The following is a 22909-nucleotide window of genomic DNA, read 5'->3' as shown; positions in this document are numbered from 1 at the left end:
CGGCGGTCGCAGCCGATTGTTCGAGTGGTGGGTGTGGTGGCGTGCGTGTGTGGTGTGGTATGTTGTGTGTGTCTTGTTGTCGATCGTCTCCTGCGGGTTGTCGCGGGGGGGGGTCAGAGCCTGATGTCTGGTTCGGGTGTTGCGGTCCGTTTGGGGGGCCGTGGTGTGTGGGCGGGTTTGTCGGCGGTGGTGTTGGCGGGTTCGTTGGTGGTCCTGTGGGGGTCGGCGGGTTCGGCGCAGTCGGGGTCGGTGCTGGTGTCGGTGGGGGATGCGAGTGTGGCGGAGGGGGGTGTGGGTGAGCGGCTGTTGGCGTTCACGGTGTCGTTGTCGGCGTCGCCGACCCATGAGGTTCGTGTGACGGCGTCGGCGGTGCCTGGCGCGTCGGGCACGGCGTCGCGTGACGCCGGTGCGGGCCGCGATTATGTGGGGTTCACCGGCCGCAGGCTGGTGTTCGCTGCGGGCGCGTCGGGGGCTGGGTTGTCTCAGACGGTGGCGGTGCGGGTGTTGGGGGATCATGTGGTGGAGCCTGATGAGACGTTCATTTTGCGGGTGAACAATCTGGTGACCGGCGATTCGCGTGTGGGGTTCGCCGGCGGTCACGCGAGGAAGACGGAGGCGACGGGCACGATCGTGAACGACGACAGCGCCGACGACACCGGTGTGGTGGTGTCTGTGGCGGACGTGAGCGTGGCGGAGGGCGACTCGGGGACTGCGGAGATGGAGTTCGCGGTGTCGCTGTCCGCGTCGCCGTCCCATGAGGTGCGCTTGAAGGCCTCGGCGCTGCGGGGCCGCACCGGCGCCGCCGCCGCGTCACGCGGGCCGGGACGCGACTTCGGGAGGTTCCTGGGCAAGGTGCTGGTGTTCGAGGCGGGCGCCGCCGGCGACGCGTTGACCCAGGCGGTGACCGTGGAGGTGGTCGGCGACACGCGTGCCGAGCCGGACGAGACGGTGCTGTTGCGGGTGAACAATCTCGACACCGCGGATCAAAGAGTGCGGTTCGCCGGGGGGCATCGCCGCAAGACCGAGGCCACCGGCACCATCCGCGACAACGACCGCACAGAACAACAACAAGACACCCCCACCACCAGCAGCACACCGACCACGACGACGACCAGCACCACAACGACCAGCACCACCACCACAACCACTACGACCAGCACCACCACTACCACGACGACGGCGAAGCCGACTGTGGCCGCCAAGCCGGTCATCACCGTCAAACTCGACGGCACCACAGCCACCGTGACATGGACCGACGCCGTGATCCCGGACTGCGAGATCGTCTCCTACTACGTCAGTGTGTACGGCTTTGGGGACACCAGCTTCGTTGCGGTGCGTCGGACCTTCACCGACGGGACGAGGACGTTGGTGGTGCCCGGATTGGTGCCGGGGCAAGAGCACATGGCCTATATTGTGGCGACGGGTGCGTGCGGCAGGCGCCTGAGCAGGAATCTCCAGTTCGGCGTGGTCGATCCGACGGCCACCACCACTACGACGACCACCACCACCACCACGCCGCCGCCTACGACTACCACCACTACTACGACGACCACCACGACCACCACGCCGCCGCCTACCACTACTACCACTACGACGACCACCACGACCGAGCCGCCGACGCCTGGCGCGGTGACGAATCCAGTGGTGAGTGTCTCGTTGAAGGGTGACTCGGTGACGGTGACCTGGACCGCGGCGTCCATTGTCGGGTGTGGCGAGATCGACTCTTATCGCATAAGACTTGTCAGCTATGATACTGATTTCGTCACACAGCATAAGACGGTCAGCGGCTCTTCGACGAGAAGCGTGACATTCACTGGCTTGGTAGGCAGCGGCGCGTACTTCGTCCAACTGGAAGCCTTCAACAGGCGATGCCAGAATGTGTTGGACTCGTGGCCTAGGGCATACAAGGACTTCGACTACCCTGGATAACCGTCCGACGGGTCATGCCAAGACTTCGCCGTGACCTCCAAGCATCGGTAGCCTGCGCCAATGAGACAGCCGTGAGCTGGCGGGCGAGGCGCGCCAAGGTGAGCTTCACGATGGTGAGCGACCAACCATCTAGCTCTCAGTTCACGCGCGGCGGCATGCTCGTCGTCGTGTTGGGTGGGTAGAGGTCTCGCCAGTCGAGTTGGTCGTCTTTGGGCAACAGAGCGTTGATGGGTGCCATGTCGGCGAGCAGCGCTCCGGCGGCCTCGTCTCCGATGGCGGCCCAGTGTGTGCTGTCCAGCCGATCGGTGACGGATTCGATCTGCGCGCGGCCGGCGAAGCCACTCTCAGTGGCCCGGCCGTCAGCATCGAGCCAGCCGCGCTGACGGAGGCGCTCGATGGCTGCATCGGCTTCGGCTTCAGACCAGCCGGCCTCTTTGCCGATCCACTCGCGGGGCGCTTCGTCGACTGCCACCTGCGACACCACCGATTCGCAGCCGTCCAGACCGGCAGCCGCGAGCGCAACGAGATGGCATCCGCTGCGGTACTCGCGCAGCAGCGTGCAGCCGTGCCACAGCGCCAGATGCGGACCGTCAGGCCACTCCAGCGCTAGCCACCCGGCGAACAGCACGCGTCCCGTCGGGTCGGCGGCCTCGCATGCCGCTCGGACTATCTCGGCGCTACGGGCCACAGCATCGCTGCCGACGAGGTCGCCGAGTTCGCGGCGAAGCGCCCGGTCCATGGCCTCGTAGCGGGCCGCCAGCACGGTGCCGGGAGCGGCCAGCGCCCAAGCGTCCGGAATCGCTCTGCGCACCCGGACAGGCGCGTAGTAGAAGAACAGCGATTCCACCACCGTCGCCGGCACGGCCCCCAGCGGTGCCGCCCGCGTCGCGAAGTAGTTCATCCAGAAGCCCTTGAGGCCCGCTGCGGTGCCGGTCTCACGCACCTCGGGCGCCCAGTAGCAGAGCTGGTGGTAGCGCTCCACGCACTCCCACATCTGGCGTGCTGCTGGCATGGTCGCCTAGGTCGCCGCTCGGTCTCGGGTCAGCCGGGTCGATTGACCAGATGGGTGGCGGCGTTGTCGAAATGGGCGAACATCGCTGCCGTCAGGTCCTCGGTGAGTGCCGACCCGTCGGGCATCCGGGCCGCGTCGAGCGACGCGGACATGTGGGTCATCCAAGCGTCACGCTCGGCTCGGCCGATGGCGAAAGGAACATGGCGCATCCGCAGCCGCGGATGGCCGCGCTCGGCGCTGTATTCGGCGGGCCCGCCCCAGTACTGGGCCAGGAAGCCCGCCAGCCGGTGACGCGAGGGCCCCAAATCGGTCGGGTACATGGGGCGCAGCAGCTCGTCGTGCTCGACAGCGTCGTAGAAGCGGTCCACCAAGTCGTCGAAGAATCGCTGCCCGCCGACCGCCGCGTACACCGTCGGCGGCTGCGCCACCTGCTCGGCCAGAGCACCGCTCAGCGTCAGCCCGCCGGCACCCCACTGGGTCGCCTCCCCAGTCGGTGCCGGTTCGCTCTGCGCAGCAGTCGCAGCGTCGGCCATCGGCCTCAGGCTATGTGTATGAGATGCATGAGCCCAGCAATCTCCGGCGGGCGGCCGGCGCCGGCGCGTACAGTCATGGCGCGCCCGCCCCATGGGTCGGCGCCCAGGAGCGGGGTGTCGCGCGACCCCGCATTGAGCATGAGGGGCACCATGGCGACAGCGACAGCGAAAACCGAAACGACGACCGACCGGCGGGCGGCCAACGGCAAGCGGCCCCAACAGCGTCGAGCGCACCGCTCCTACCTCAGCTACATCGACAAATCGCGCGAGTACTACGCAGCGCAGGGCTATCCGCAGCCGTACCAGTGGTCCTACCACCAAGAGGTGCCGTTCGCGCCGCTGCGAACGTCGCTGTCGCGCAGCACCGTCGGCTTGGTGACGACGTCGTTCTTCCGCGCCGGCAACGAACCGGCCGGGGTTCCGCCGGTGCGGCCCAAGCAGCCCTATGCCGCACGCTGCGACGACGCCTTGGGCGGCCTGTACAACAACGACTTGTTCTGGGACAAGGACAACACCCACACCGAAGACCTCGACAGCTACCTGCCCGTCAACCGGCTGCGCGAGTTCGCCGCCGAAGGACGCATCGGAGCGATGTCGGAGCGCTTCTATGGCGTCCCCACCGACTACAGCCACCGCCGCACGCAGCGCAACGACGCCCCGCGCATCGAAGCATGGATGCGCGAAGACGGCGTCGACGTGGCGCTGCTGGTGCCGCTGTGACCCGTCTGCCACCAGACCGTGAGTCTGGTCGCACGCCACCTCGAAGGCGCCGGCATTCCGACGGTGGTCGTCGGCAGCGCTCGTGACATCGTCGAGGAGTGCGGTGTCGCCCGGTTCGTGTTCACCGACTTCCCGCTCGGCAACCCCACCGGCAAGCCGGGCGACACAGCGATGCAGCGTGACATCGTGGGCACAGCGCTCGCGCTGGCCGAACACGCATGGACGGCGCGCACGACCGTGCAGACGCCCTACATCTGGGATGCCGACAACAACGACGGCTGGCGCGACCACTTCATGCGCGTCGACGACGCGAACCGTGCAGCGCTGGCCGCCGCGGGGGAGGCTCGTCGCCGCGATCAAGCTGCCGCCAAGGCTGACGGCCGCGCCCGGACCGCCTGAGCAGCTAGGAGATGACGCAGCCATCGGCGGGTGCCGGTTCGCACAACAGGCCGCTGGTGGACGCAGCCGATGCCGACGAGCCGGATTTCGTGCCGTCGGAGCCGGCGGGCGCCGATGTCTACTCGCATCCCTCCGAGCACGGCGAGCGCATCACCGACAGCTTCGCCCCCGACCTGATGATCGAAGCAGCGGCCGGAGTGACGGTCGCCGCCGACGTCTACGGCGACAGCGGCCCGCTCGTGCTGCTGCAGCACGGCGGGGGTCAGACCCGGCACGCCTGGAAGGGAGCAGGGCAAGCCCTCGCCGACGGCGGCTACCGGGCGGTGAGCCTCGACGCCCGCGGGCATGGCGATTCGGACTGGGCGCCCGACGGCGACTACACGACCGAAGCGTTCGTGGCCGACCTCGTGGCCGTGGTGGCGCACTTCGGCGAGCGGCCGGTACTGGTGGGCGCATCCATGGGCGGGGGAACGTCGCTGACCGCGGTGGGCGAGGGCGCTGTGGACGCGCTCGCACTGGTGCTGGTGGACACCGCGCCGCGGATCGAGGCGGCTGGTGTGCGCAAGATCCGCGACTTCATGGCGCAAGGCGCCGACGGCTTCGCCTCGCTCGAAGAGGTGGCCGAAGCCATTGCGAACTACCAGCCGCACCGCCGGCGGCCACGCAGCTTGGACGGGCTGGCCAAGAACGTCCGCCTCTGGCCCGACGGCCGCTACCGCTGGCACTGGGATCCGGCCTTCATGCACCGTCCGCGCAGCATTGCCGAACGCATCGGTCGCCAGCAGACCGCCTCGGAGAACCTGACGCTACCGACGCTGCTGGTCCGGGGCGGTCTCAGCGACGTGCTGTCAGAGCAGGGCGCCCAGTCGTTCCTGGAGACCGTGCCGCACGCGCGCTACGCCAACGTGGGGGGTGCCGCGCACATGGTCGCCGGCGACCGCAACGACGTCTTCGTCGAGGCGACGCTCACGTTCTTGGACGAATTCGTGCCCGGCGCCCGAAGGCGAGTCTGATCAGCGTTCGAGCCTGAACGGCGACATCCCGCCGTAGCATTGCGGCCCGTGGCCGGACAGGCCCGTATGCGAGAGGCAAGACATGCGCGGAACAGTCAAGTTCTTCAACGACGAGAAGGGCTTCGGCTTCATCTCACGCGAAGGCGCCGATGACGTATTCGTCCACTTCTCCAACATCGTCGGTGAGCATCGCCGGACGCTGGAGGCAGGACAGTTGGTCGAGTTCGACATCGGTCCCGGTCGCAAGGGCGACGAAGCTCAGAACGTCAAGCCCGTCTGAGGGCGCTCACGTCTCGGCACCGCCGCCCGAGTCCTCCAAGGACTCGAGGCTGGACGGTGCCAGATTCGACGCGAACTTGGACATGTTCTCGCTGAGGGCGTTGATCAGCTGCTCCACGAACTGGGGCGACATGTTGACGCGCTGCACGACGACGCCTCGTCGCGTCGACTGCTGATCGCTGAAGTCCAGTCGCACGAAGTCGACGGCGAACTCATACGGCGAGTGCCGCACCACTGCGAAGTTGGACCACACGCCGGCTTCGAGTTCTGGCGGCATGCGAATCTGCAGTTCCGTGCCGTCTGGCAGAGCTTCATGGTCGTTGCCGTCACTCACGCACCGGACGCTACCCAGCGATTGCGTCGCCGCGCGCTCAGCGTTCCTCGCGGCGGAATGGCAGGGTCAGCGCGGCGGGTGCCGGACTGGGCCGGTGCCGGGCTCGCACGCTGATGGCGACGAGCACCACTACAGTCAGCAGGAACGGCAGCATGCCGAGCAACGCTGGCGAGATCGTGCTGACCTCCAACCCGAAGACTGACACGTCGAAGGTCTGCACTCGGGGCTGCAAGGCCAGCGTGAAGCCGAACAGCAACGAGCCGCCGGCCAGTCGTCCCGGCCGCCAGGCGCCGAAGATGACCAGCGCCACAGCGATCCAGCCGCGGCCGGCGATCAGCCCTTCGTTCCAGCCGGCGGCCATGTAGAGCGACAAGAAGGCGCCCGCGGCCCCGGCGAATGCGCCGCCGACCAGCACCGCGCCGCAGCGCAGGCCGATCACCGAGTGACCGACCGAGTCTGTTGTCGCCGCGGATTCCCCCACCGCTCGCAAAGCGAGGCCCATGCTCGTGCGATGCAGGAAGAACCACACGGCGACGCCCAGGATTCCCGTGAGGTACACCACGGGAGGCTGGTCGAACAGGATGGGACCAGCCCAGCGGATGTCAGCGAGGACGGCGATGCCCAGATCGGTGAACACCGCGTCCGCACGCTGGCGGACGGCGTCTTGACCGATGAATGCTGCGAACCCGAGGCCGCCGATGGTGATCGCCAAGCCGGACACCACTTGGCCGGCACCCAGCGCCACGCTCACCACAGCGTGTACGCCTGCGACCGCCGTGCCGACGAGTGCAGCGACAGCGAAGCCGATCCAGGGCCGGCCGGTGGCCACTGCCGCCATGAATCCCGAAACGGCGCCCATGGCCATCATTCCCTCGACACCGAGGTTCAGCACGCCTGAGCGCTCGGCTATGAGCTCGCCAAGGCCGGCCAGGTAGACCAGCGTGGCGAACTGCACGGTCGCCACGAGCAACCCGACGACGGCCGATTCAGTCACCCGGTGCCCTCGGTGCCGCCGAGCTTGGCGAACTGCTCGAACCGGCGTCGCTGCGTGATGCCTCCGCTGGCAGCGGCGAGTCGGCATCGGCGCCATGACCGACAGGGCGCACCCAGCGGACGCGATAGTTGAGCAGCACGGCTGCCACGAGTGCGCCGATCAGGATCATCGCTTGCAACATGGTGGCGACAGAGCTGGTGACGCCGAGCGTCTGGATGGACTGGCCGCCCACCTGGACGGCGCCGAACACGAAGGCCACTGCAGCGACGCCCGACGGTCGCATGAGCGCAAGCGCCGCCACGATGATGCCGGCGAATCCGTAGCCGTTGGCTAAGCCGGGATCGAGCCGCGTCGCCGTTCCGGTGAGTTCGACAGCTCCGGCGAGTCCTGCCACGGCACCCGAGAGCACCAGCACGGCGAGCACCTTTCGCTGCATCGAGATGCCCGCATACCTGGCTGTCGCCGGCGAGGCGCCCGCCAAGCGCAGTTCGTAGCCCCACGCGGTTCTCGACACCGCCAGCCAGGACGTCACCAGCAAGCCGACTGCGATCACGGCACCGATGTGCGCGCGGCCGAACATCGTGGGCAGCGAGGCTTGCTCGGGCAGCGGCTCGATCAGCGCGAAGCCCTGCGAAGCGGGGTCCTTCCACGGTCCGGTCTGGAGCCACTCGACCAACCGGATCGAGACTTCGACGAGCATCAGCGTCGTGATGATCTCGCTGACGCCCAAGTACGCCCGAGCCAGTGCGGGCCCGGCCATCAGCACGACGCCGCCCACCGCGCCCGCGCCGATCATGGCCAGGATCAGCAACGGGCCCGGCAGATCGCCGGCGGTCATGGCCAGACCTGCGGCGAACGTAGCGCCGGCGGTCATCTGGCCTTCGGCGCCGATATTCCACAGTCCCATCGAGCCGGCTGTGGCGACCGCGAGGCCGGCGATGGCGAGCGGTGTGGCTCGCACCAAGGTGCGCGAGACGGAGTCGATGCCGCCCAGCGACGCATCGAACATGCGGTCGTACACCTGAGCGGGGTCGTTGCCGGCGGCCAGCAGCAACAGCGCGCCGGCGACGAGGGCCGCGGCGATGCCGATCGCGAACGCGCATGCTTGAGCAGCCGGCAGCACGCGGGCGCGTCGCTGCAGCATCGGTCGAATCAGGCTGGCGCGGCGACGAGCGTCGCTGCGTGACACGGTGCGCGGCGACGAGCCGGCCTGTCCAGCGGTGCGCGGCTCGCGGCTGCTGCGATGCCCGACGCGTCGCGCGCCGCAATCCTCGCGCCGATCACGCGCCGCCGCGCCGCCTGCCATTGCGGCGCCGACCTCGACACGCGTCGTGGTGCGTGGGTCGACGCGCGCGATGATGCGTCCCTCGTACATCACGACCAGGCGATCGGACAGTGCGAGCAGCTCGTCGAGATCTTCGCAGATCAGCAGCACTCCCACTCCGGCGCTGCGCTGAGTGAGCAGCTGCTCCTGTATCGCAGCGATGCCGGCCACGTCGAGGCCGCGAGTGGGCTGAGCGGCCACCAGCACCTTGGGATCGCCGGCCAGCTCGCGCCCGAGCAGGAGTCGCTGGAGGTTGCCGCCGGACAACACGCCGACATCGGCGTGCAGGTGTCCCGCCCGCACGCCGTACCGATCGACGAGGCCGGCGCAGAACTCCTCGCATCGCCTCCGGTCCAGCATGATGCCGCGGCGCATGGACCGGTACGAGCGGACTACGGTGTTGTCCACTACCGACATGTGCGGGGCGAGGCCGACACCGAGGCGGTCCTCTGGCACGTACGCCAGCCCGCAGCGCGAACGCGCTCGCGGCGAAGTGCGGCCGACGTCGGCACCCAGCAGCCGCACGGTCCCCGCGGTGACCGGACGCAGCCCGGCGATGACCTCTGCCAGCTCGCTCTGACCGTTGCCGGACACGCCCGCCACGCCCACGATCTCGCCGGCGCGTACCTCGAGGTCGATGGCGCGCAATGCGGGCACGCCTTGGTCGCTCAGCGCGCCGACGCCTCTCAGCCCCAGCACGACATCGTCCAGCACAGGGTCGCCCAGCGCACGCTGTATGCGCCGCTGCACCCTGGCACTCGCCGCGTCTGCGTCGCCGACCATGCTGTGGGCCAGCATTGATCGCTGGACGCCGCGGAGGCTGGCGTGACGGGCAACGGTGACGCCGCTGCGCAGCACGGTGGCCTCGTCGCACACGGTGAGCACCTCGTCCAGCTTGTGGCTGATGTAGACGACCGACCGGCCTCGATCGGCCATGGAGCGCAGCGTGATGCCCAACTCGGCCGCCTCGCCAGGCGTGAGCACCGCAGTGGGTTCGTCCAGCACCAGCACCTCGGCATCGCGCCACAGCGCCTTCAGGATCTCCACCCGTTGGCGCTCGCCGACGGAGAGCTGCCACACGGGGCGCGTGGGTTCGACATCAAGCGAGTAAGCGTCGGCGAGGCGCGCAACTTGCTCGGCTGCGATGCGGATGCTCATGCTGCGTGGCGCGGCACCGAGCACGACGTTCTCCGCGACCGTCAGCCGGGGAACCAAGCGGAACTCCTGATGGACCATGCCGATGCCGGCGGCGATCGCATCAGCAGGCGAGCGAAACTGCTGGCGGACGCCGCGCACCCAGATCTCGCCGCCGTCGGGCAGGTACACGCCTCCCAGTACGTTGACGAGCGACGTCTTGCCGGCGCCGTTCTCTCCCAGCAGCGCGTGGACGGCGCCGGAGCGCACCGACAAGTCGGCCCCGTCGCAGGCGACGACTCCGGCGAACTCCTTGCGAATCCCGCGGAGTTCCACCGCGTACGGCGGACCGTGACCGGCCGGCGCGTTCGCTGCTGTCAGATCAGGCGGCCCCGATGACGGCGCCGGCTCGCCGGACGAGTCGGGCTCAGGGTGCAGCGTCGCCCACCACGCCTTCGACGAACCAGCTCATGGCGAGCATCGAGGCGTCGTCCATGGTCTCGCCGTCGGCCACTCGCACGGTTCCGGCCTGATCGCGGATCTCGCCGGTGAACACGTCCCAGTCGCCTGCGCGGATCCGCTCGGCCACGTCGTCGATCCGCTCGGCCACGTCGCTCGGCACGTCGTCGGCCAGCGGCGCCAAAGCCACGATGCCGTCGGCCATGCCGCCCCAGTACGAGCCAGGTTCGTAGGTGCCTGCGGCCACCGCCTGGATGGTCTCGGCGTAGCGCGGCCCCCAGTTCCACACCGGCGCGGTGATGAACGCATCCGGCGCGAATTCGCGCATGTCGGAGTTGTAGGCGACCCAGCGCGCTCCGGCGTCTTGAGCAGCCACGCCTGCGGCCGGGGAGTCCTGGTGCATCGTGATCACGTCGGCGCCGGCTTCGAGCAGGGCCCGCGCGGTGTCGCCTTCCACGGCCGGGTCGAACCAGGTTGACGTCCAGTTGACGTGGACTTGAGCGGTCGGATTGGTCTCGCGCACGCCGAGGGTGAAGGCGTTGATGCCGCGGATCACTTCCGGAATCGGGAAGGCGGCCACGTAGCCAATGCGTCCGCTCTCGCTCATCGCCCCGGCAGCCATGCCCGACAGGTAGCGGGGCTGGTACATGCGCCCGAAGAAGTTGCCGAAGTTGGTGTCGTTCATCTTGTAGCCCGAAGCGTGCTCGAACACGATGTCGGGATACTCGTCGGCGAGCTCGAGCATCGGGTCCATGTAGCCGAACGAGGTGCCGAAGATGATGTCGGCGTTCTCGTTCTCGATGAAGTCGATCGCGACGGCCTTGACGTCCTCGGCGTTTTCCGGAATGCTCTCCACGACGAGCGTCGTGGCGCCCGTCTGCGCTTCCGCATACTGGCGGCCTTGGTCGTGCGCCCAGTTCCAGCCGGCGCTGCCGATCGGCCCCACCAGCACGAATGCGGCCGTGATGTCCCCCGAGTCGCTGCTGTCGGCGTCGCTGCCGCACGCTGCTGCGAGCAACGCCACGCAGGCCACTGCACAAGCCAATCGAGCCGGAATTTGTCGGTGCAAGGTTCTTCGGCGCAAGATTCCCTCCTCGCCGATGCCTGTACGGCAGGTCTGGACGGCGCAGCCGTAGCCTATTGTCGCGCTTGCTGGCCGCAGCTTGCCGCAGTCGAGCAGCGCTGGGTCAGCAAGGTCGGCCCGGCACAGGTCGGGCCAGCAGGAGGCTGGTCAGAACGGGTTGGGTTCGAGGCCGAGCAGGTGTCGGCCCAGCTGGTGGGCGATCCGGTCTTGATGCACGTTGATGTGTACTGGCATCGCCCTGAAGTCCCGATAGCGGCGTTCGAACGCGCCGCCCTCGCGCAACGCTGTGCCGCCTTGGGTGCGATGCAGCAGCGACATGGCCTCGTCGAGCTGTTCCACCGCCATCGTCGTCACGGCCATCTGGCGCAGGTAGTCGGCTTCGTCGGGGACGATGCCGGCGGCGATGCGACGGTCGACATCGCAGCAGGCAGCTTCGGTTGCCGCAGCAGCGGCTGCCAGCAGCGATGCGGCCCTGCCGAAGTTGACCTGCACGGTGGGCCGCTCGACCATGGCACCGCCGATGACCACCCGCCGGCCTCCGGCCGCATCAGCAGCCTCGGCGAGCGCCCGGCGCACGAGGCCTACTGCCATGTACGCGAGCCAGAGATCCGAGATGCCCACCCAGTCCTCGCGGTAGCGGTGATGCACCACCGGGACGGTGCGCAGCGACTCGGCGCGGTTGGCGCCGAACCAGGCCACGCAGTCGTCCAGATCGACAGCAACCTCGGTGTAGTGGACATCGTCGGTTGCTGAGGCCCGCAGCCCGGCGCCGTCCCACGACGGGTCGATCTTGATGCCCTCGGCTGCGGCGGGGACGATGGTGAAGCGAAGGTCCAGCGGCCGCAGCGGCTTGCCGTCGTCGCCCGTGACGGCGAACGCCACCCCGCAGTAGTCGGCGTATCGAGCGCCGGTGCCCCAGCGGCCGGTGCCGTTCAGGATGGCCTGGCCTCCGCTGATGCGACCGTAGACCGAGCTGCGGGCACCGCCGGGAAACGAGACCCACTCGCCGTTGGTCACGATGCGGGTGAGCAGGCCCTGCTGTTCGGGCCCGAGCGACCCGACGAACAAATGGAACACGCACAGGTGGTTCCACAGGCACCATGCCAAGCTCGGGCAGCGGGCCGCGACCGCTTCGAGCTCGCGGCCCATGTGCACCATGGACTCCTCCACGCCGCCGATGTTGCGGGTGGCGGACATGCGCATGAAGTCCGTGCCGCGGATGGCCTCGATGACCTCCGCTGAGACCGAACGGGTCCGGTCGGCTGTTGCCGCCTGCGCTTCGATGGCGTCGAGCAGCGGCGCGATCCGCAGTCCGGCGGTCGGCGCCGGCGCGAAGTGGTTGACTACTGCAGCGCCGCCGCAGTCGCTGGTCTCTGTGAGACTCACGTTCGCCCTGCTCGCTTCAGGCCCTGCCCGCTCAGGCACAGTGGCCGTTGGACATCGGGGGTACGTCGAGCATCGGATTGCGCTCGAAGAACCCGTCGGGCACCAAGCCGAAGCCGACGTACTCGGTGGGCATCACCGGGAAGTCCTCAGGTCGGGCGTCGTGGGTGATCCCGAACGTGTGCCACACGGTGATGTCCGTGCCGACCACCGGCCGGTCGCCTGCGGTGTAGCGCTCCAGCCCGTCGCCGGAATTGCGCTGGGTGGGGAAGCGCCCTGCGGCGTAGCGCTCCTCTGGCCGTGTGGGTGACACCCACACGTTGTGGCGGGCGAAGGTGGCGCGCCGCGAATGCGGGCTGTCGTGCGACGCGAACATAGTCGCGGTGGGCGGCGGCAGCAGCCGATACGCCGTCGGCCGTCCCAGCCGATTGACGCAGTCCGCGCTCTCGATCCGCCAGTAGCGGCTCGTTGCGGAGTTGGCGTCGCGCCGTGCGGCCAGCTCGCTTCCCAGCACGGTCTCCTGGGCGGCGAAGGCAGTGCCGTGCGGATTGTGCGGGCCGGGGGGCAGTGCCTCCGTGTTCACCTCGACGACGGTGTTGGCGTTGCCGTCCACGGCCATGTCCAAGCGCACGCAGAAGATGTGCTGGTGGATCGGCGCCGATACGTGCGGCGCCACTTGGCGAGCGAACGTCATGTCGTCGCCGTCGCGGTGCGAGCGCGTGGTCAAGATGCCGGTCAGCTTCACCTCGTAGCGGATCGAGCCGTCGAGGTAGAAGTACCAGAAGAAGCCGTACTCGTAGTTGCCGACCGTGTGGATGGCACTCACTACCAGCCGGCGAGAACGGCGCACCTCGGTGGTGTTGGCGTTCCAGTCGTAGTGCTTCCAGCCGATGCCGAAGTCCTCCTCATGGATGCAGACGGCGTTCGGCGTGGTCACCACCGAGCCGTCGTCGAACACTTGGGTGGAGTCCAGGTAGACGATCTCTCCGAGGCAGTCGCACCCCAGCTCCAGCGAGTTGTTCATCAGGCCGAGGCCGAACTCGCCCGAGTCGAGCGCGTGCTTGAACGTCTGCGACGGCCGCGTGTCGCCATAGGGCACGACCATCTCGGCCAGCGAAGCCCGGTCGACGACGGGTCGCGTCCGACCGTTGTCCTCGTAGGCGATGCGGTGCAGCACCAAGCCTTCGGTGTCGTCCATCACCACCCGCATCGACCACTTCTGCCAGCGCAGCTCGTTGTCGTCCAGCGTGAAGCTGGCGCCCTCGGGCTGGGTGATGTCGATGGGACGCAGGTCGGTGCGCATCGGGCCGAAGTCCTGCGTGACCGAGTCCACGTCGTAGTTGCCACGTTCCGAAGCCACCGGCCACTGGTCGAAGTCGTCGACGTGCAGCACCTCCAGCGTGTCGACATCGACGTGGACCATGAGTCCGTCGAGGGGGTAGGCGTAGCCGTTGTCGGTGGGCTTCGGGCGCCAGAACGCGATGCAGCGCTGCACTCGCCGCCCCGACTCGAACGCCAAGCCGTAGTCGCCAGTCGGCCAGGGGTCGATCTGCACTTGGGAGGGGTCGGCGATGCCTCGCTTGGCAATGGCGTTCGCGAATGCCGGATCCTTGCGGCAGGCGTCCATCACCGCGAACAGCTCGGTCTGTCCCACCCGCGGGACCACATCGGGGTGGTGCATCCACGAGTCCACCTCGCCCCGGGTCACCGACACCACTGCGCTATGCACCATGTCGTTCTCGCGCACGACGATCTCGAAGCGGCGATCGGTCTTCGCACCAGGGGTCCACGCAGCTACTTCGGCCTTTGGCGGCTCCCAGATACAGAATCCGTGAAAGCGGGCGTCATCGCCGATGCGGCCCGAACGGCGCAGCACCTCGATGGCGGCGTTGGCCTCCGCTTCGGTCATCATTGACAGCGGGTGGCGCGGCGGCGCGGTCGCAGTCGTCGCCACGGCGCTCGGTCGTTCCAGCGTGGTCTTGGTCATGGCTTCACGCTATGTCGCGCGAGGTGACCCACGCGTCCGGCGCAGCGCCGGCCGCGTGCAGCCCGGCCGCGTGCAACATAGTGCCGACGCGCGCACGGCCGATCGCACCGCCTGTCGCGCCGTCTATTCTCTCCCGATGCTGCTTCGCGTGCGGCCCCAAGGCAGGTCCGCACAGGACAGGTCCGCAGACGACGGGAGTTCCCACATCGTGACCGCAAGTGCGGCGACCAGCGATGCGGTGACACGTGATGCGACGACCCATGGCGCGGTGGCCCACGGCGCGGCGGCCGATACGGGCTTGCGCGCCCGAGTGCGGCGCCACTTGGAACTGATCTATCCCGAGCACATGACCGAGCCGTCCGCGGAGCAGCTGGTCGAGGACGTGCTGGCATCGGTCGGCATCGAGCCCACGGACCCGATGAGTCCCCCGAGCTCGATGACCGAGCCGCCGGCGCAACCGCGCTGGGACCAGCGCGACGTCGCCATGATCACCTACGCCGATTCGATCACCCAGGCAGGCGAGGTGCCGCTGCGCACCCTGCATGACCTGCTCGACGACTTGACCGGCGACGTCGTGACCATCGTGCATGTCCTGCCGTTCTACCCGTCGAGCTCCGACGGCGGCTTCGCGGTGGTCAACCATCGGGCGGTGGATCCGCGGCTGGGCAGCTGGGAAGACATCCGCGAGCTCGCCGAGACCTGCACGGTGATGGCTGACTTGGTGGTGAACCACGTCAGTGCCGATCATCCGTGGATGGAGCAGTTCTGCAGGGGCGAGATGCCCGGCAGCCGCTTCCTGCTCAGCGCGGAGCCCGAGGACGACCTGTCCAGCGTGGTGCGGCCGCGCACGACGCCGCTGCTGCGCGAAGTGGAGACGCCCGACGGCCCTCGGCTGCTGTGGTGTACGTTCAGTCACGACCAAATCGATCTGGACTTCGGCGAGCCGGACGTGCTGCTCGAGCTGCTGCGGACCGTCGCATGCCTTGTCGACGGCGGCGTGCGCTGGTTTCGACTCGACGCTGTCGCCTACCTGTGGAAGGAGCTGGGCACGTCGTGCCTGAACCTGCCGCAGACCCACGAGATCGTCAAGCTGTTGCGGACGCTGCTGGAAGTGCGATGCCCCGGCTCGGTCGTCATCACCGAGACCAACGTGCCGCACGAACAGAACGTGGCCTACTGGGGCGACGGCGACGAGGCCCATCTCGTCTACAACTTCAGCCTGCCGCCGCTGATCGCCCATACCATGGTCTCGGGCTCCGCGACGGCGCTGCAGCAGTGGCTCGCTCAGCTGGAGGCACCGCCGGCCGGTGCGTCGTTCTTCAACTTCATTGCCAGCCATGACGGCATCGGACTCCGACCGGCCGAAGGGCTGCTGGGCAGGGCAGACGTCGCTCGACTGGTCGCAGCGGCGCGCAGCGCAGGCGGCACACACTCGGAATTCGACACCGCCCAGGGACCTCGGCCCTACGAGCTGAACGTCTCGCTGTGGGATCTGCTCGCCGGCGACGGTGATGCGCTCGGCATCGCCCAGTTCTTGGCAGCACACACGATCATGCTGAGCCTGGCCGGCATCCCGGCGCTGTACGTGCATGCGTTGCTGGGCACCCCCAGCTACTGGACGCCGATCAGCGAGCCGCCGCGCATCGTGACCGAGCACGACCTGCCGCCGGTCGAGCCGAGCAGACGCACCATCAACCGGCGCAAGCTGACGCTTGACGAAGCGGTCGACCTGCTGGGAGCACAGGGAGGCGTGCGCCGGCAGGTGCTGGTGGAGCTGGTGCGGCGGATGCTGGTGCGCGGCGGCCAGCCGGCGTTCCATCCCGACAGCGCGCAGGTCTCGCTCGACGTGGGCAACCGCGCCTTCGGCGTGATCCGCGGCGGACCGGACAGCGGTCAGACCGTGGTCTCGGTCACCAACGTCTCCCAAGACCCGCTCGCCGTGGATCTCGGCGTGCTGGCCGGGCGGTGTCCCGCTGACAGCGCCGGCGCACGCTTCGACAGCGAGGGCTGTGTGGACCTCCTCGACGACTCGGTCCATGAACAGGACGCCGGAGTCGTGCTGGCCGCGGGTCAGACGAGGTGGCTGTGCCTCGAATCCCAGCGCCGGGCACCCGCTGGGGCAGCCGGTTCGCACGCCTGATTCGCATGTCTGATCCGCACGTCTGAACGCCGCACGTGCCGCCATGAGCCGGCCTCAGGCGTTGTCGCGCTCGACGGCGTCGTGGAGCCCGGCGAGCACCTCGGGCATGGCGCTTTGCACCCTCGACCAGTTCGGGATGAACGGCGTGCCCATCGGGTCGTTCAAAAACTCGTCCCCGGCTGCCATGACCGCAGAGGCGAACAGCTCCACAGCGGTCTCTTCTGCGTGCAGGTCGAAGCTCAAGCCGTTGAACGCCGCGTCGTTGCGGTAGTGGCTGACGAGGTCGAGTGCGTTGCGGTAGTACACGGCCTTGACCGTTCGGAACGTCTCCGCGCCGAGCACCGTGCCGTCGATGGCCAGCTTGCGGTAGATGGCCTTGGCGATGTCGCGGCTCATCTTGTGCAGCCCCGCGTCGGCGTCGTCGAGCGACAGGTCCTGATGCTTGTGGTCGTACCGTCCGCAGAGGTCCACTTGGCAGATGCGCCGCCCTTGGTAGATGCGGTAGACCTCCGAGAGCACGCCGATCTCGAGACCCCAGTCGCCGGGAATGCGGACGCTGCGCGCCATGTCGTGCTTCATCGCGAACTCGCCGGCCAGCGGGTATCGGAATGCGCTCAAGTAGCTCAAGTACTCGTGCTCGCCGATGGTGCTTCGCAACGCCTGCAGCAGTGGTGTGACCAGCAGGCGAACCACCCGCCCGTTCAGCCGGCCCGATGAGCCCTCGCCGGCCCGGTAGTAGTAGCCCTTCGAGAACGAGTAGCCGAAGGTGGGGTGCAGGATCGGGTAGAGCAGCCGAGCCAGCAGGCTGCGGTCGTAGGTGAGAATGTCCGCGTCGTGCAGCGCCACGTTCTCGCACCGTCCTGAGGCCAGGAAGTAGCCGAGGCAGTACCAGACGTTGCGGCCCTTGCCCGGCTCGGTCGGGGCGAGCACCCGGTCTGCGAGTTCTTCGTCGATCCGGCGCAGGCGCGGCCCGTCGTTCCAGAGCAGGCGGGTGCGCTGCGGCAAGCGGGAAAAGAACCGTCGGGCCTCGGCGAACTGGGCTTCGTCGGCCCGGTCGATGCCCACGATGATCTCGTCGATGTAGGAGACCTTGGCGATCTCGGTGACGATGTTGCCCAGCGCCGGTCCCTGCAGCTCGCTGTACAGCGCTGGGATGATCAACGCGATAGGGCGACGGCGCGAGTACGCGAAGAGCTCGTCTTCGAGGCTGTCGACGGATCGGTCGGCGAGGCGATGCAGCGTGCCGATCGATTCGTGCTGCTGGAAATCGGCCACGTCGTTCCGTTCAGCCCTTTCAGCGCTTCGGTCTGTCGTGACGCTACCGCGCCAGGTTTGCCTGGCTCGGTTTGCTTGGCTTGCCCACGGCGCGCGGTAGTGTGCGCTATGGCCGTTTCGCAGCCGTTCTCCACGGGCCGATTCCCTTCGCTGGAGAGCAAGTTCGCAGCAGACGGACTGACCTTCGACGACGTGCTGCTGGTGCCCGATGCGTCAGATGTGCTCCCTGACGCGGTGGAGACGTCCTCGGCGTTCACGCGGTGCATCAGCTTGGCCGTGCCCTTGGTGAGCGCAGCCATGGACACCGTGACCGAGGCGCGCCTGGCGATCGCGATGGCCCGTCACGGCGGCATCGGCGTCATCCACCGCAACCTGTCGATCGCTGAGCAGGCCTCCGAGGTCGACAAGGTCAAGCGCTCCGAATCGGGCATGATCACTGAGCCGGTCACGTTGGGGCCCGACGACTCGGTCAGCGATGCCGAGGACTTGATGGCGCGCTTCAAGATCAGCGGTGTGCCCATCACCGACGCTGCCGGTCGCTTGGTGGGGATACTCACCAACCGTGACCTGCGCTTCGAGACCGACTGGCGACGCCCCATACGCGAGGTGATGACCGCCGAGGGCTTGGTCACCGCTCCTGCGCCGACCACGCTCGACGAAGCGCAGGTGATTCTGGCTCGACATCGCATCGAGAAGCTGCCCATCGTGGACGACGAGTTCAAGCTCGTGGGTCTCATCACCGTGAAGGACATCCAAAAGCGCATCCAGTTTCCGAACGCTTCCAAAGACCGTCAAGGCCGGCTGCTGGTGGCTGCCGCCGTGGGCACCGGGCCGGACTCCATGGAGCGTGCAGCGGCGCTGACCGAACGCGACGTGGACGCCATCGTGGTGGACACCGCCCATGGCCACAGCCGCGACGTCATTGAGGCGGTCGCGAAGCTGAAGGCCAATCACGCCATCGAGGTGGTCGCGGGCAACGTGGCCACCGCGGCGGCGGCCCGCGCGCTCATCGAGGCCGGCGCTGATGCCATCAAGGTCGGCATCGGGCCGGGCTCGATCTGCACTACTCGAGTGGTGGCCGGAGTGGGCGTGCCGCAGGTCTCGGCGGTGTTCGACTGCGCAGGCGCGGCCGCAGATGCCGGCGTGCCGGTGATCGCCGACGGCGGCATGCAGTTCTCCGGCGACCTCGCCAAGGCCATCGCCGCAGGGGCGCACTGCGCCATGGTGGGCGGCCTGCTGGCCGGGACAGACGAGTCCCCCGGCGAGGTGGTGCTGTACCAAGGGGAACGCTTCAAGGAGTACCGCGGCATGGGCTCGGTCGGCGCCATGAAGGGCCGCAGCTATTCCAAGGATCGCTACTTCCAGGACGGACGCGAGGTGGAGGAGCTGGTGCCCGAAGGCATCGAAGGGCGGGTCGCCTACAAGGGCCCGCTCGCCGGGGTTCTGCATCAGCTCGTCGGCGGCCTGCGTCAGGCGATGGGCTACTGCGGCGCTGCGAGCATCGAGGACATGCGGCTGCGCACCACGTTCGTGCGAGTCACCGCGGCGGCGCTGCGGGAGAGCCACCCTCACGACATCGTGATCACCAAGGAGGCGCCGAACTACCGCGTGCCGATCTGACGGCCCACAGCGTCGGAGGCTTCGCTGAGGAGTTCGAGCCGTTCCCATTCGTCAATCAGGCTGCTGTCGGTGCGGCGCACCGTGTCACCGAGCCAGCGTGTCAGCGCAACGACGTCGTCGGTGCGACGGTGTTCGGGTACATTGCGGACGAGGGCCTTGTAGGCACCCGACAGGTAGCGCAGCAGCACGCCTTCGGCGCCTTTGATGCCGCAGTGGTTGACGTACTCGCGAAACGTCATGGCGCGCTCGTTCATGTCTCGTGCCACGGACTTGGGGCGCACGTTCTCGTCACGAAGCCACGGGTGCCCGGTGGACCAAGCGTTGAAGCTGTCGTACAGCCAGTCGCGCAACGGCTTGGGCCATTCCACTGCATCGAGTCGCGCCCTGCGTTCTTCGTAGTCGACGCCTTCGGCCTTCAACTCGGCCAGCAGCTCGGTGCACACGAGGTCTCGCTGGCGTTCGAGCACCACCGTCGGGTTCTCCAGTGTCGCCTCGAGCACGCTGAGCAGGTCGAGGGTGTAGGTGGGCGCTTCGGCGTCGAGGAACTCGATGGCGTCGAGCGCGAACGGAGACAGGGGGTGGGTCAGGTCGAACTCGGCTTGCAGGTCGACGTTGACTCGCACGAGCCGGTCCAGTTCGTCTGGTTGCTCGAGTCGCTCCACGACTTGAGCGTCCACCAGCGAGCGGTAGATGGCGATGGCGCGGCGGATGTGGGTGCGGTTCGCGGCACGGCTCTCGTGATTGTCGGTGAGCAGCCGCCGCATGGCGGCACAGCCGTCGCCCGGGCGGTCCAGCACGTTCATCAGCATCGAGTGCGACACGTCGAAGTGCGAGCGGAGCGGTTCGGGCTGACCGCCTGCGAGCCGCTCGAACGTGTCTGCGTTCCAGGGGGCGTAGCCGCGTTTGGGCGGTGACGGCCGGCGGACCCTGCGCAGCTTGGCCGGGTCGTCGCCGAACTTCTCGCGGGCCTTCTCTAGGGCCATCGCGTACTCGACTTCGTGCTCAGGCGCTTGGCACCAGACGAATCCCTCGTGGTCGAAACCGCGGCGGCCTGCGCGGCCGGCGATCTGCTGGAAGTCCCGCACGGACAGCACCCGGGTGCCGCTGCCGTCGTACTTGCACAGCTGAGTGAACAACACGGTGCGGATAGGCACGTTGACGCCTACGCCGAGCGTGTCGGTGCCGCAGATCAGCTTGAGCAGACCGGTGCCCGCGAGGCGCTCGACCAGCAGCCGGTACTTGGGCAGCATCCCGGCGTGATGCACGCCGATGCCGGCTTTGACGAAACGCTGGATGTCGCGGCCGAACGGCGAGTCGAACCGGAACTCGGCGATCGCCGCGGCGACTTGTGCCTTCTCGTCACGTGAGAGCACCTTCAGACTGGTGAGCGCTTGGGCGCGTTCGGTGGCTGCCTTCTGTGTGAAGTGGACGATGTAGGCGGGTACCCGCCGCAGCTCCAGGAGCTCTTCGAGCGATTGATGCAGCGTGGTCGTGCGGTAGGCGAAGGTGAGCGGCACCGGTCGTTGTGCGCCCGTGACGGTGACAACCTCGCGGCCGGTACGTCTCTGCAAATCCTGCGCGAACCGCTGTGTGGGGCCGAAGGTGGCGCTCATCAGGATCATCTGGGTGCGACGCAGCTCCAGCAACGGCACCTGCCAGGCCCAGCCCCGGTCGCGGTCTGAGTAGAAGTGGAACTCGTCCATCACGACGCTGTCGATGGGCGCGTCGGCACCGCTGCGCAGCGCCAGGTTCGCCAGGATCTCCTGTGTAGCGCACACCACCGGCGCGTCCGGATTGACTGCGCCGTCGCCGGTCACCATGCCCACGTTGGGCGCGCCCAGCTCGTCGCAGAGCGCGAAGAACTTCTCCGACACCAGCGCCTTGACCGGTGCGGTGTAGTAGCTGCGGCGCCCCCGTGCCACTGCTTCGAAGTGGGCGGCCAGCCCGACGAGCGACTTGCCTGAGCCTGTGGGCGTGGTGATGATGACGTGGTTGCCGCCGAGGATCTCCAAGATGGCGTCTTCTTGGGCGGGGTACTGCTCCAGGCCGATGGCGGCTGTGTAGTCCAGGAAGCCTTCCAGCAGCGAGTCGGCGTCCGGCTCGCGGGGCACGAACGGCGCCAAGCGCCCAGATGCCTGCGCTCCTGTTGCGCTCGCGTGCTCCGTCGCCATCCGAATGCGCTTCAGGCGTTGCGGCCCGGCCACGCCTCCGGGTTGAGCATGTTGGCGGGCCGTCCGCCGCTGAGCGCTGTCATCACCTCCTCGACAGCGTGGGTGAAGATGCGGCGCCTGCCCGCCACGGTTGCCGATGCCACATGGGGGGTGACGATGACGTCGTCGCGGTTCACCAGCGGGTGGTCGCCGGCCAGCGGTTCTGGTTCGGTCACGTCCAACCCGGCGCCTCGCACCTTGCCCTCTTGGAGCGCCGCGAGCAAGGCGTCGTGGTCGACCAAGCCGCCGCGCGACGTGTTGACCACGTACACCCCGTCGCGCATCGCAGCGAGCAGATCGGCGTTCACGAGGTGGCGCGTTGCCTCGCTCAGCGGCGCATGCACCGACACGACCTGTGCCTCGGCGACGGCCTCGCTCGGGGTAGCGGCCCGTCGTGCATCGAGCTCTGCGAACCTCGCTTCGTCGGCGTAGGGGTCGTACGCCACGATCTCCATGCCTCCTGCCGACATCGTCTGGGCGACGCGCCCGCCGATCCGACCGAGGCCCAGCAGTGCCAGCGTCGAGCCGTGCAGTTCCAGATGGCCGTGGCGCGCCCAGTAGTCGCCCTCGCCTGCTCGGAGTCGCTGAGCCGATTCCTTGAGCCCCTTGGTGACGGCGTAGATCAATGCGACGGCGTGTTCGGCGGTGGAGGTGGTCGGTCCGTCGGGTGTGTTGCAGGCCGCGATGCCGTACTCGGTGGCATCGTCGAGGTCGAGGTTGTCGTATCCGATGCCGGCCCGCGCGATCACCCGCAGCAGGGGCGTTCGCCGGTAGACGTCGCGGTCGTAGCGAACAGCGGCGCCCACGATGGCACCGTGTGCCCGTTCGATGCCCTCGAGCGGATCGTCGCCGCGCGCGTCGATGATCTCCGCGCGGCCTTCGAGCAGCTCGTGCTGCAGTGCGCCGGCGGGCCGGTCGAACCAGACCGTCGGGAGGCTGTGGTGTGCTTCGGCGCCGGCGGGGTTGCCGGCCGGGTGGTCGATGGTCGAGCCGGTCGCAGGCATTGATGCAGGTATGGGGGTGCTCATAGCGCCAGTATCGCTGCGCCGCTGGCCTCGCACCGATGCTGCGCCGATGGCT

The 22909-nt window shown here is 68.2% G+C and carries 18 protein-coding genes; 7 read left to right on the top strand and 11 right to left on the bottom strand.

Annotated elements, in window-relative coordinates; translation table 11 throughout:
* Nucleotides 1-123 precede the first annotated feature (123 nt).
* Nucleotides 124-1929: a fibronectin type III domain-containing protein gene (locus tag ACOGI4_RS00950; RefSeq protein WP_419842088.1), complete on the top strand. Its 1806-nt coding sequence runs from the start codon at nucleotides 124-126 to the stop codon at nucleotides 1927-1929.
* Between the two features lie 136 nt (nucleotides 1930-2065).
* On the opposite strand, the gene ACOGI4_RS00945 is transcribed toward ACOGI4_RS00950, so the two are convergent.
* The gene (locus ACOGI4_RS00945) at nucleotides 2066-2941 is read right to left on the bottom strand and encodes an SCO6745 family protein (protein ID WP_419842087.1); all 876 of its coding nucleotides are present in this window, start codon (nucleotides 2939-2941) and stop codon (nucleotides 2066-2068) included.
* 29 nt (nucleotides 2942-2970) lie between these two features.
* Nucleotides 2971-3474: a globin gene (locus tag ACOGI4_RS00940; protein ID WP_419842086.1), complete on the bottom strand. Its 504-nt coding sequence runs from the start codon at nucleotides 3472-3474 to the stop codon at nucleotides 2971-2973.
* Nucleotides 3475-3624: 150 nt separating this feature from the next.
* On the opposite strand from ACOGI4_RS00940, the gene ACOGI4_RS00935 reads away from it, so the two are divergent.
* The 4 genes from ACOGI4_RS00935 (at nucleotide 3625) to ACOGI4_RS00920 (ending at nucleotide 5886) form a co-directional block, all read left to right on the top strand.
* A complete protein-coding gene (locus ACOGI4_RS00935; protein ID WP_419842085.1) occupies nucleotides 3625-4194 on the top strand; it encodes a hypothetical protein in 570 nt (189 codons plus the stop codon).
* 18 nt (nucleotides 4195-4212) lie between these two features.
* Nucleotides 4213-4593 carry a hypothetical protein gene (locus ACOGI4_RS00930; protein WP_419842084.1) on the top strand — a complete coding sequence of 127 codons (381 nt, stop codon included), beginning with the start codon at nucleotides 4213-4215 and terminating at the stop codon, nucleotides 4591-4593.
* Between the two features lie 11 nt (nucleotides 4594-4604).
* Entirely contained in the window at nucleotides 4605-5606 is a 1002-nt protein-coding gene (locus tag ACOGI4_RS00925) for an alpha/beta fold hydrolase (RefSeq protein ID WP_419842083.1), read from the top strand.
* 82 nt (nucleotides 5607-5688) lie between these two features.
* Nucleotides 5689-5886 (top strand): cold-shock protein, encoded by a 198-nt coding sequence (locus ACOGI4_RS00920; protein WP_419842082.1) that lies wholly within the window; start codon nucleotides 5689-5691, stop codon nucleotides 5884-5886.
* A 6-nt stretch (nucleotides 5887-5892) separates the two neighbouring features.
* On the opposite strand, the gene ACOGI4_RS00915 is transcribed toward ACOGI4_RS00920, so the two are convergent.
* The 6 genes from ACOGI4_RS00915 to ACOGI4_RS00890 all read right to left on the bottom strand — a co-directional run bounded on the left by ACOGI4_RS00915 (nucleotide 5893) and on the right by ACOGI4_RS00890 (nucleotide 14584).
* The gene (locus ACOGI4_RS00915; protein WP_419842081.1) at nucleotides 5893-6219 is read right to left on the bottom strand and encodes a DUF3467 domain-containing protein; all 327 of its coding nucleotides are present in this window, start codon (nucleotides 6217-6219) and stop codon (nucleotides 5893-5895) included.
* 37 nt (nucleotides 6220-6256) lie between these two features.
* Complete coding sequence (locus tag ACOGI4_RS00910) at nucleotides 6257-7213, bottom strand: ABC transporter permease (protein ID WP_419842080.1); 957 nt, start codon at nucleotides 7211-7213, stop codon at nucleotides 6257-6259.
* Nucleotides 7206-10007, bottom strand: coding sequence for an ATP-binding cassette domain-containing protein (locus ACOGI4_RS00905; protein WP_419842079.1), 2802 nt, complete (start codon nucleotides 10005-10007; stop codon nucleotides 7206-7208). Before ACOGI4_RS00905 ends, ACOGI4_RS00910 begins: the two co-directional genes overlap by 8 nt.
* A 91-nt stretch (nucleotides 10008-10098) precedes the next feature.
* Nucleotides 10099-11154, bottom strand: coding sequence for a BMP family ABC transporter substrate-binding protein (locus tag ACOGI4_RS00900; protein ID WP_419842078.1), 1056 nt, complete (start codon nucleotides 11152-11154; stop codon nucleotides 10099-10101).
* A 207-nt stretch (nucleotides 11155-11361) separates the two neighbouring features.
* The gene (locus tag ACOGI4_RS00895; protein WP_419842077.1) at nucleotides 11362-12600 is read right to left on the bottom strand and encodes an acyl-CoA dehydrogenase family protein; all 1239 of its coding nucleotides are present in this window, start codon (nucleotides 12598-12600) and stop codon (nucleotides 11362-11364) included.
* A 31-nt stretch (nucleotides 12601-12631) separates the two neighbouring features.
* On the bottom strand, nucleotides 12632-14584 hold the full coding sequence (locus tag ACOGI4_RS00890; protein ID WP_419842076.1) for a primary-amine oxidase: 1953 nt from the start codon (nucleotides 14582-14584) through the stop codon (nucleotides 12632-12634).
* Between the two features lie 136 nt (nucleotides 14585-14720).
* Between ACOGI4_RS00890 and ACOGI4_RS00885 the strand changes: the two genes are divergently transcribed.
* On the top strand, nucleotides 14721-16724 hold the full coding sequence (locus ACOGI4_RS00885) for an alpha-amylase family glycosyl hydrolase (protein WP_419842075.1): 2004 nt from the start codon (nucleotides 14721-14723) through the stop codon (nucleotides 16722-16724).
* 54 nt (nucleotides 16725-16778) lie between these two features.
* On the opposite strand, the gene ACOGI4_RS00880 is transcribed toward ACOGI4_RS00885, so the two are convergent.
* The gene (locus ACOGI4_RS00880) at nucleotides 16779-17999 is read right to left on the bottom strand and encodes a glycosyl transferase (protein ID WP_419842074.1); all 1221 of its coding nucleotides are present in this window, start codon (nucleotides 17997-17999) and stop codon (nucleotides 16779-16781) included.
* A 108-nt stretch (nucleotides 18000-18107) separates the two neighbouring features.
* Between ACOGI4_RS00880 and guaB the strand changes: the two genes are divergently transcribed.
* Nucleotides 18108-19619, top strand: coding sequence for an IMP dehydrogenase (guaB, locus tag ACOGI4_RS00875; protein WP_419842073.1), 1512 nt, complete (start codon nucleotides 18108-18110; stop codon nucleotides 19617-19619).
* On the opposite strand, the gene ACOGI4_RS00870 is transcribed toward guaB, so the two are convergent.
* Nucleotides 19601-21790 (bottom strand): DEAD/DEAH box helicase, encoded by a 2190-nt coding sequence (locus ACOGI4_RS00870; protein WP_419842072.1) that lies wholly within the window; start codon nucleotides 21788-21790, stop codon nucleotides 19601-19603. The genes guaB and ACOGI4_RS00870 overlap by 19 nt on opposite strands.
* A gap of 11 nt (nucleotides 21791-21801) precedes the next feature.
* Entirely contained in the window at nucleotides 21802-22857 is a 1056-nt protein-coding gene (locus ACOGI4_RS00865) for an NAD(P)-dependent oxidoreductase (RefSeq protein ID WP_419842071.1), read from the bottom strand.
* Nucleotides 22858-22909 lie beyond the last annotated feature (52 nt).

Source organism: Candidatus Poriferisodalis sp. (assembly GCF_965205175.1).
In the GTDB taxonomy this organism is placed as follows: Bacteria; Actinomycetota; Acidimicrobiia; order Acidimicrobiales; family Poriferisodalaceae; genus Poriferisodalis.
This window is presented reverse-complemented; position numbering and strand designations above follow the sequence as displayed.